Genomic DNA, 3,857 nt, shown 5'->3' on the forward strand with positions numbered 1-3,857 from the left:
ATGCCGATTCTAGAGGTTACTAAAGCCCAAACGATTATGGTTATCAAGCGTTCAATGAGTACGGGTTATGCCGGTCTAGATAACAGTCTATTTTATATGGACAAAACTATGATGATCTTTGGTGATGCCAAGAAGATGGTCGAAGAGATGGTTCGTAGTATCAATGGCGCTGGTCATTAATCTTTAAAACAGGTTTTACACATTATTTTTTAAGTAGAAGTTTTCACATAAAAAGTCACTGAGGTGGCTTTTTTTGCGTTAGAGTACTGCCCATTTAAAGCTATCTACAATGTATTTTCTCATTATTAATATTATAAAATAAGAAGGTTCTTTATGAATATGCTGTTGCGTTTTTTTATTATGGTAAGCCTACTCAAACAACAACTTAAGAAGCAGCCGACGACTGAACACTTAAGTATCGACACATTGAATGCGCTGATTGTACGTCAGTATCGTGTATTGCCACACGACATGGGCTTCCGCGATCACTTGCCCAATTATCGTTACTTGTCTTTTATTGAGCTAAATATCACAAAATGGCTCATGGCATGCTGTCATCAAAAGGGCATTAAAAATCTAGGCTGGATTATCGCCATGCAGGAGATGGTCTATCTTAAACAAATTAAGTTTTTAGATAAAATGACAGTGAATAGTAAAGTTGTCGGTTGGGATAAAAAATACGTCTATTTTGAGCATCGCTTTTTTGTTAAGAACCAGCTGATGGCAGTGGGTGTGACCAAGTTTGTCTTAACCAACAAGCAAGGCAAGTGCGCAACTGAGGTGTTGGATATGACTGGTGAGCAGCTAGATGAAGTTATTGATACATGGAATGCCCACCAAATAGCCATCAAAGCTGCCAAATCTACTGAGTCGACTAAGTCAACAAAGGCTGCGTAACTAACTTGCCTATAATCCTATGATGAATTTTGGTAGGATAGCGCATATATATTTTATAATGCCATTTTATGAAAATAATCAAAAAATAAGGAGCTACTATGACCCCGCAGAAGTTAAAATGGACAGACAGCTTAGATATCGCCATTGAGCTTTATGAAAAATTCCCAGAGACCGATCCGCAGTACATCCGCTTTACGGATTTGCATCGCTGGGTGACTGAGCTTGAAGGCTTTGATGATGATCCACAACGCTCTAATGAAGGTATCTTAGAAGCGATTCAGATGAATTGGATCGATGAAGCTGACTAGATTGACCTTTTTACTATTTTTTAATCACCAGCATAGCCTTAATAACAAACATAACTTCAAATGAAAACAGGACACACCGTCTCATGACTGCACCCATCCAAAAGCTAACCGACGTACAAACTTGCACAGGCATCAGCGTACGCACCACCAACACCGATGAAATTAGCCATGAAACGGCAAAGTTAGGCAAACTATGGCAAAGTTTTTACAAAAATCATGTTAGCCAACTTGAAAAGGGTCAGGATATCTATGGTATCTATCATAACTATGAGAGTGATGATGTAGGCGCTTTTGATGTTGTTGCTAGTTGGAAGGTTAACAGTCAGCAAGATGGGCAAGAAAAGTCAGGCAATGACGATACGGCAAATACTGTCAAAGCTACTAAGAATAAAAATGCAAGCAACCTAACGACGGTTAGCATCCCTGCAGGAAAATACATGGTGTTTTCTGAGTACGGCAATATGCCTAACACTGTGATGAATGCATGGGAAAAAGCATGGACATATTTCAATGATCCAAGCTGTGAGCATACTCGAACGTATCATGTCGACTTTGAACGTTATGTCGAGGGTAACTTAGAATATGGTCAAGTCGAATTGTATATTGGTATCGAGTAAAACAGTTAATACTATAAAAATTAGACTCATAAAATGTAGTTTGGATTTATTTATTGGGTTATACAATTGAAAAAGCGCCAAATCTAAAGGAGATGGTGCTTTTTTACTTCTGCTATTTATGATTAATCAAGTAGTAAATTTTCCAAGATCCCTTCATAAATCTGCGCCAATCTGCCCAAGTCATCCACTTCTACCTTTTCATCAACCTGATGAATCGTTGCATTACGCACACCAAGCTCAACGACTTGCGCTCCAGTTGGGGCAATAAAGCGCCCATCGGATGTACCGCCAGAAGTTGATAATGTCGTATCAGTACCGGTCACAGATTTAATCGCTTGCTTGCATGCCGAGACCAATTTACCTTCAGGCGTCAAAAACGGCTGCCCAGATAATTTCCAATCAATATCATAAACTGCTTTGCTATCAGCGAAATATTTATCAAAGATAGCATGGGTTTTTGCTTTTAACTCTTCTTCAGTCGTTTCTGTCGAAAAGCGGAAATTGAAGATAACTTTGAGCGTTTCAGGAATGACGTTGGTTGCGCCTGTACCACCATTGATATTAGAGATTTGCAGGGAAGTCGCAGGGAAGTAATCATTGCCATTATCCCAACTGGCATTGGTCAATTCTGCGAGTGCCGACATAGCGGCATGCATAGGATTTGAGGCAAGGTGCGGGTATGCAACGTGACCTTGTTTACCAGTGACCGTAAGTACTGCGCCGAGCGAGCCACGACGACCATTCTTGATGATATCACCAAGTGTATCCGTGCTTGATGGTTCACCAACCAAGCAATAAGTAATTTTCTCATTGCGCGCTTCTAGCGTTTCTACTACTTTGACTGTGCCATTGATAGACGGTCCTTCTTCATCTGAAGTGATTAAAAAGGCAATTGAGCCATTATGTTCAGGGTGATTGGCAACAAAACGCTCAGCGGCGACGGTAAAAGCCGCAATACCAGTTTTCATATCAGCAGCACCGCGCGCCCAGAGATAACCATCTGCAATGGTTGGGGTAAAGGGCGGATAGGTCCAATTTTTTTCATCGCCTGTTGGGACGACGTCAGTATGACCGGCAAAGCAAATGACCGGATCGGTCGTACCGCGGCGCGCCCATAAGTTTTTAACCTCAGCGTGTTCGCCTTTTGCTTGTCTATCACCGTAATACATAAATTCACAGTCAAAGCCTGCTTGCATCAGCCGCTCAGATAAGATGTCTTGGCAGCCATCATCATCTGGTGTGACGGAGGGACGTTCAAGTAGGGCGATACTTAAATCCAATGTTTGTTGTTGATGGGTTGCTTGCTGATGAGACTGAGAAGTTAGGTTTTTATCAATATCTGACATGAGAAGCCTTTTTTATTATGAAGTGATAGATAGAATGGTTAGATATAGCTGGTGAGAGAGTCTTTATGAATATTACAGTACTTAAATAACGTCTTCAATAAAAGGCACTAAGCCATCACGGCGCATCCAAGTCGCAATAGAATAACGCTGACGATGAGCTATTTGCACTTGATGTTGTAAGTCACTATCGAATATTACAAGCCTATTAGCGACAGGCATTATATTATGATGGACACCATGTTTATCAACGAGTTCTAATGCGCCGCCGTCATTCGCTGTCCAGTCATCATTAAGATAAAAAACCGCAGAGATAACGCGTTCATTACGCCCAGCTGGATTATCACTATGCCATAGATAGCCAAAACCTACTGGATAACAAGCGTAATGCGCTTCACTGTGGCGAATACCGGCGAACAAGCTTTGATTGAATAAAGCAGCAAGCGCATTGATACTGTGCAGATAATAAAATCCTGCAAAAAAGTCTTTGGTAATCCAGCGTATTTTATCACCGCGAATATCACTGATACGAATACCCGCCGTTAGCTGAGCATCACGATAGTCAATAAAGCCACTTTCCGCTTGCAGTGCTAATAAGGCTTTTTGCTCAAAGACATCATCAATAATCAGCCAACCATCATCAACGAGCTTATCAAATTGATGATCTGTCAGCTTGTTTTCCCAATTGACCT

At 41.0% G+C, this 3,857-nt stretch carries 6 protein-coding genes; 4 read left to right on the forward strand and 2 right to left on the reverse strand.

Annotation, left to right across the window (positions count from 1 at the left end):
- The 4 genes from VLN09_RS08280 to VLN09_RS08295 form a co-directional block, all read left to right on the forward strand.
- Positions 1–180, forward strand: a 180-nt coding sequence (locus tag VLN09_RS08280; RefSeq protein ID WP_325245459.1) for an NAD(P)(+) transhydrogenase (Re/Si-specific) subunit beta, incomplete at its 5' end; no start/stop codon positions are given.
- 153 nt (positions 181–333) lie between these two features.
- A complete protein-coding gene (locus VLN09_RS08285) occupies positions 334–897 on the forward strand; it encodes an acyl-CoA thioesterase (RefSeq protein WP_325245460.1) in 564 nt (187 codons plus the stop codon).
- A gap of 98 nt (positions 898–995) precedes the next feature.
- Positions 996–1,205, forward strand: coding sequence for a Fe-S cluster assembly protein IscX (iscX, locus tag VLN09_RS08290; protein ID WP_011279849.1), 210 nt, complete (start codon positions 996–998; stop codon positions 1,203–1,205).
- A gap of 83 nt (positions 1,206–1,288) precedes the next feature.
- The gene (locus VLN09_RS08295; RefSeq protein WP_325245489.1) at positions 1,289–1,822 is read left to right on the forward strand and encodes a GyrI-like domain-containing protein; all 534 of its coding nucleotides are present in this window, start codon (positions 1,289–1,291) and stop codon (positions 1,820–1,822) included.
- A gap of 122 nt (positions 1,823–1,944) precedes the next feature.
- Here the strand turns inward: VLN09_RS08295 and dapE are convergent, their stop codons facing one another.
- Together dapE and VLN09_RS08305 are read right to left on the reverse strand one after the other, a co-directional pair.
- A complete protein-coding gene (dapE, locus tag VLN09_RS08300) occupies positions 1,945–3,168 on the reverse strand; it encodes a succinyl-diaminopimelate desuccinylase (protein WP_325245491.1) in 1,224 nt (407 codons plus the stop codon).
- Between the two features lie 81 nt (positions 3,169–3,249).
- Positions 3,250–3,857 (reverse strand): 2OG-Fe(II) oxygenase (locus VLN09_RS08305; RefSeq protein WP_325245494.1); only part of this gene is annotated, 608 nt, incomplete at its 5' end.

This window comes from Psychrobacter sp., from assembly GCF_035469765.1.
In the GTDB taxonomy this organism is placed as follows: Bacteria; Pseudomonadota; Gammaproteobacteria; order Pseudomonadales; family Moraxellaceae; genus Psychrobacter.

Excerpts from the sequence above, each read along its gene's own strand:
- VLN09_RS08285 (WP_325245460.1), top strand. The coding sequence starts at position 334 with ATGAATATGCTGTTGCGTTTTTTTATTATGGTAAGCCTACTCAAACAA.
- iscX (WP_011279849.1), top strand. The coding sequence starts at position 996 with ATGACCCCGCAGAAGTTAAAATGGACAGACAGCTTAGATATCGCCATT.
- VLN09_RS08295 (WP_325245489.1), top strand. The coding sequence starts at position 1,289 with ATGACTGCACCCATCCAAAAGCTAACCGACGTACAAACTTGCACAGGC.
- dapE (WP_325245491.1), bottom strand. The coding sequence starts at position 3,168 with ATGTCAGATATTGATAAAAACCTAACTTCTCAGTCTCATCAGCAAGCA.